Here is a 5,097-nt window from a genome sequence, read left to right as displayed (position 1 = left end):
GCGGCGCCCTCCGGCCGCTGGGCGGCGGCGACCCGGGACGGCCGGGCCGGCTGCGGGTTGAGCGCCTCCGTCCACGCCTCGCCGTCCCACCAGCGCAGCTTGCTCTCGCCCAACGGATCGGGATACCACCCGGGTCGGGTCATCCCCTTGCCCTCCGCTCCGCGCGGCCCCCGCGCCCGGTCCCACACCACCGCCACCAGCACCGCGCCACACCGCCGCCACGCGTCCCGCGCACGCGTCCCCTGGACGGCGCATGCGGAACAGGCGCACGGCCCCGGTCCCGAACTCCGCGCACGGTCGTGCGCACGGGTTCCGAGCGTGACTGGGCGGCCCCTCCGGCGTGGACGCATCGTACCTACGGCGCCTGCCCGAGATGTGTGCTTTGTCCTATTGAGTCGGGAACGCGGTATCGGCCACGTGCGGCCGGTCCGACGTGCGAGGATCGCAACATGAGCGACGCCGCCAACGCGCCTTACGTTCTCCCCGGCACCGGCTGGCCGGACGACCCCGCCGAGCCCGGCACGCCCGTCGCGCACGACGCCGCCGACGTCTCCGAACTCGCCGCGTCCGCGCCCTCGCTGGACGAACTCGTCGCCCGCCAGTCCGTCTGCCGCGCCTGCGACCGGCTCGTCGCCTGGCGCGAGAAGGTCGCCGTCGAACGCCGCCGCATGTTCGCGGGCGAACCGTACTGGGGACGTCCCGTCCCCGGCTGGGGCGACCCCGCACCGAAGATCATGGTCGTGGGCCTGGCCCCGGCCGCGCACGGCGGCAACCGCACCGGCCGCATCTTCACCGGCGACCGCTCCGGCGACTGGCTCTTCGCGTCCCTGCACCGGGTCGGCCTCGCGAACCAGCCCACCAGCGTCCGCGCCGACGACGGGCTGCGCCTCATCGGCACCCGGATGGCCGCCACCGTCCGCTGCGCCCCGCCCGACAACAAGCCGACCCCGGCCGAACGCGACACCTGCCGCCCCTGGCTGGCCCGCGAGATCAACGACGTCGCCCCGTCCGTGCGCTGCCTGGTCTGCCTGGGCGGATTCGCCTGGCAGGCGGTATGGCCCGTGCTGGACCAGGCGGGTTACGCGGTGCCTCGCCCCCGCCCGAAGTTCGGCCACGGCGCGGAGGTCCGGCTCGCGGGCCCCGACGGCACCTCCGTGACCCTCCTGGGCTGCTACCACCCCAGCCAGCAGAACACCTTCACCGGCCGCGTCACCGAGGCGATGCTCGACACCCTCTTCACCCGCGCCAAAACCCTCGCCGACCTCTAAGTGGTACTTCAAAGTCCCGGCTCGCTGTGTTGATCGCAGTCCCGGCCCACAGCGCTCGCCTAGCGGCTGTGTTGTCACAGTCCCGGCCCACTGCGCTCGCCTGGCGGCTCGCTACGTGACCAGACCTGGGCGAACGCGGCATCGCTTCGCGATCTGCCCGGCTTCGCTCGCCTTCGGCTTCGCTTCACCGGGCAGGTCACGCGTTCGCGCGCGTGGCCGGGCCCCTTCGAAACAGGTCTTTGGCGTCGTTCGCCAGGGGCTCGCTAGGTAACCGGTCCTGGCGAACGCGGCAACGCTCCGCTACCTGCCCGGTTCCGCTCGCCTTCGGCTTCGCTTCACCGGGCAGGTCACGCGTTCGCGCGAGTGGCTGAGGCCAATTTGAAACAGGCCCTGGGACGCGTTCCAACCTCAGCCCACCCCGCTCGCGAGCTCGCCGCTCGCCGCTTGGTGCCCGGCTGCGGCAGTCGGCGGGCCCTCGGCGGCTGCGCCGGCCCATCAACTGCGGGTTCGGGGGCTACTGCGGCTTCGGGATGTTGGGGGAGAGGGGCTGGACGTCGAAGACGCCGTGCAGGCAGACCGGGCCGAACGTCCAGGACGCGCGCACCCAGGACCGCTCGTCCGGCGGCGTGACGTGCAGGGCGGTCGGGGTCGGCTCGCAGGGCCCGGCGTCCGGCTCGCCCATGCCCGGGGTGACGCCCCAGTGCAGCAGTGTGTAGGCGTGCCCGCCCGGATACACCACGAACGGGTGCGGGGTGCCGCCGCGGCGGGTGGACGCCGGGATGGTCGGATTCTGCGGGTTGGCGAGGCCGATGCCCGGGAACCCGTACAACTTGCAGGCGTGGCCCGAGACGTTCGTCAGGGTGAGGCGCGCGTAGCGGTTGCCCGCCGCGGGGCTGTAGGCCTTGAGGGACGCGTCCAGCATGGGCGCGGCGCAGCGGTCGATCGGCTTCTGGCCTCCGCCTCCGCCCCCGCCGCTCGCCCCGCCGCCGGAGCCGCCCTTGCCGCCGCTCTCGCCATCCGGGCCTCCGTCGGACGGGCTGGACGCGGAGCCGGTGGTGTGACCGTCGCTGCCCTTCCCGTTGACGGAGAAGGTGCATCCGGTCGCCATGACGGCGATGGCGGCCGCGGTGAGCGACGCCTGGACGATCCGTGACATGTGCGTTTCCCCTGCTCGTGGTGGCGGGGCAGGGCCGTGGTCAAGCGGCTCCGTCGAGCGGACGCTTGACGCCCCCGTCTGGCCCTGTCCCGCCGTGTTCGTGATACGGGAAGTGAGACGCGGGAAACGGCGGAGTTGTTCCTATGTGCGGCACATGAGGTGAGGACGACCCAGGCCCGGGTACCGGCCTCGGTATGGCTGTCGCGCAGATTCCCCCTTCCGCAAAGCACATCGTGATCGTCGGCGGCGGTTACGTCGGCATGTACACGGCGCTGCGGCTGCAACGCCGGCTGCGCCGGGAGATGCGGAACGGCGAGGTCGCCGTCACCGTCATCGACCCGCAGTCGTACATGACGTACCAGCCGTTCCTCCCGGAGGCCGCCGCCGGGAACCTCGAACCCCGGCACGTCGTCGCGCCGCTGCGTCGCGTCCTGAAACGCTGCCGCGTCCTGAACGGCAGGGTCGTCGGCATCTCGGCCGAACGCCGCGTGGTGACCGTCTGCCCGGCCGGTGCCGACGAGACCGAGCGGCAGGACCTGCGGGAGGTGCCGTACGACCGGCTGGTGGTGGCGCTCGGGTCGATCTCGCGGACGCTGCCGATCCCCGGCCTGGCCGAGTGCGGGATCGGGTTCAAGACCGTCGAGGAGGCCATCTACCTGCGCAACCATGTGCTGCAGCGGCTGGACATCGCCGCGTCCAACGACGATCCGGAGGTGCGCCGGAAGGCGCTGACGTTCGTGTTCGTCGGCGGCGGGTTCGCCGGAGTGGAGGCGCTCGCGGAGCTGGAGGACATGGCGCGCGACGCCTGCCGCTGGTATCCGCCCGTCCGGCGGGAGGACATGCGCTGGATGATGGTCGAGGCCGCCGACCGCATCCTGCCCGAGGTCGGCCCCGAGATGGGGCGCTGGACGGTCGAGGCGCTGCGCGGACGCGGCATCGAGATCAAACTCGGGACGCTGCTGAAGTCGGCCGAGGACGGCCGGATCGTGCTCAGCGACGGCGAGCAGTTCGACGCGGGCACGCTGGTGTGGACGGCCGGAGTCAAGCCGCACCCCATGCTCCGCGACACCGACCTCCCTTTGGACGACAAGGGCCGGGTGAAGGCCACCGCCGAGCTCACCGTCGAGGGCCGTCCCGAGATCTACACCGCCGGGGACAACGCGCGCGTGCCCGACCTGAGCGGGTTCGGCGAGTTCACCGCCCCGAATGCCCAGCACGCCGTCCGGCAGGCGCGCACCCTCGGCGACAACCTCGCCGCCGACCTGCGCGGCAAGCCCCTGAAGCCGTACAAGCACGCCTACGTCGGCTCCGTCGCGGGCCTCGGGCTCCATAAGGGCGTCGCGAACGTCTACGGCATGAAGCTCCGCGGCCTGGTCGCCTGGTTCATGCACCGGACCTACCACCTGTCCCGGATGCCGACGGTCAACCGGAAGTTCCGCGTCACCCTCGACTGGACGCTCGCCCTGTTCTTCCGCCGCGAGATCGTGTCGCTGGGCGAACTGTCCAGCCCGCGAGCGGAGTTCGAACTCGCCACCGAGAACCGCCCCAAGGCCGGCTGACGCCCCGAGCCCTCCCCGAATCCCCCACCCCGCCGCCCGGCCTCCGCAGACCCCGCGCGCCCGCCGATCCGACCGCCACGGCAGGATTGGCCCGATCAACACCGCCACCCCGCCCAACACCCCGAACCCGACCACCCCGGCCAGTACGGCGAGTGCGGCGAGCGCGCGTCGGATGCCCAGCACAGGCGGGACGGCCAGCGCAGGGAGGACGGGCAGTACGGGCCAGAGGGCCAGTGCAGGCTGGGCGACCAGTGCTGACCGGACGGTCGGTGCGGGCCGCACGGGCGGTTCGGGGCGGAGAACCGGAGCAGGTCGGACGGTCAGTGCGGGTCGGAAGGCTGGTCCGGGTCGGACGGCCCGCGGCGGTCGGATGCTCGGTGCGGGCCGCGCAGGCGGTTCGGGGCGGATGGACAATGCAGGCTGGACGGACAATGCGGGCTGCATGGTCGGTGGCGGCCGGCGAGGGTGAGGGAGGACGCGCGTGAGCGAGGGCGTGGCCGGACGGCTGGGACCGCTGCTGGCGCGGATCATGCTCGGCGAGGCGGACGCGCCCGTCGCCGAGCTGCCGATCCAGGTGAAGGCGTGGGACGGCAGCTCGGTCGGGCCGTCCGGCGCTCCGGCCTTCGTCGTCCGGCACCGCAGGGCGCTGCGCAGGTTGCTGTGGAAGCCGGGCGAGATCGGGCTCGTGCGCGCGTACGTCGCCGGGGAGCTCGACATCGAGGGGGACGTGTTCGACGCGCTCGCGGCCGTCGGCCAGGTGATGCGGATCGGGGACGAGCCGATCCGGCTGAGCGGCGAGGACAAGCGCGAGATCGTTTGGACGGCGGTCATGCTCGGCGCGGTCGGCACCGAGCCGCGCCCGCCCGCCGAGGAGTTCCCCTCCGGCGACGCGCGCGACGTCTCCGGGCCGCTGGACGCGCCCCCCGGTTTCTTCACCCAGATGCTCGGCCCCTCCCTGGCGACCTCCACCGGAATGTGGGACCAGGCCGTCGATCTCGATGAGGCCCAGCGCGCCGCGCTCGCGGCGGCCGCCGAGCGTCTCGGTCTCTTCTCCGGCGCACGCGTGCTGGACCTCTCCGGCGGCTGGGGCGCGTTCGCGCACCACGCCGCGTCC

General features: G+C 73.0%; 5 protein-coding genes. 3 read left to right on the top strand and 2 right to left on the bottom strand.

The window, feature by feature from the left end; all coding sequences use genetic code 11:
- On the bottom strand, window positions 1-143 hold a 143-nt coding region (locus AB0J52_RS26840), incomplete at its 3' end, for a DUF2510 domain-containing protein (protein WP_500185088.1).
- Window positions 144-449: 306 nt separating this feature from the next.
- Between AB0J52_RS26840 and AB0J52_RS26835 the strand changes: the two genes are divergently transcribed.
- Window positions 450-1,268: a uracil-DNA glycosylase gene (locus AB0J52_RS26835; RefSeq protein WP_500185087.1), complete on the top strand. Its 819-nt coding sequence runs from the start codon at window positions 450-452 to the stop codon at window positions 1,266-1,268.
- Window positions 1,269-1,782: 514 nt separating this feature from the next.
- Here the strand turns inward: AB0J52_RS26835 and AB0J52_RS26830 are convergent.
- Window positions 1,783-2,424 (bottom strand): DUF4232 domain-containing protein, encoded by a 642-nt coding sequence (locus AB0J52_RS26830; protein WP_500185085.1) that lies wholly within the window; start codon window positions 2,422-2,424, stop codon window positions 1,783-1,785.
- A gap of 194 nt (window positions 2,425-2,618) precedes the next feature.
- Here AB0J52_RS26830 and AB0J52_RS26825 point away from each other — a divergent pair, with 194 nt between their 5' ends.
- Both AB0J52_RS26825 and AB0J52_RS26820 read left to right on the top strand, forming a co-directional pair.
- A complete protein-coding gene (locus AB0J52_RS26825) occupies window positions 2,619-3,983 on the top strand; it encodes an NAD(P)/FAD-dependent oxidoreductase (RefSeq protein ID WP_500185084.1) in 1,365 nt (454 codons plus the stop codon).
- Between the two features lie 481 nt (window positions 3,984-4,464).
- A partial coding sequence (locus AB0J52_RS26820; RefSeq protein WP_500185083.1) for a class I SAM-dependent methyltransferase occupies window positions 4,465-5,097 on the top strand: 633 nt, incomplete at its 3' end.

This window comes from Spirillospora sp. NPDC049652, from assembly GCF_040675125.1.
Lineage (GTDB): Bacteria > Actinomycetota > Actinomycetes > Streptosporangiales > Streptosporangiaceae > Spirillospora.
Note: the sequence above shows the minus strand (reverse complement) of the source record. Positions and strands in the feature narration are given on the sequence as shown.

Coding starts and splice junctions, on each gene's coding strand:
- AB0J52_RS26835 (WP_500185087.1), top strand. CDS start 450: ATGAGCGACGCCGCCAACGCGCCTTACGTTCTCCCCGGCACCGGCTGG.
- AB0J52_RS26830 (WP_500185085.1), bottom strand. CDS start 2,424: ATGTCACGGATCGTCCAGGCGTCGCTCACCGCGGCCGCCATCGCCGTC.
- AB0J52_RS26825 (WP_500185084.1), top strand. CDS start 2,619: ATGGCTGTCGCGCAGATTCCCCCTTCCGCAAAGCACATCGTGATCGTC.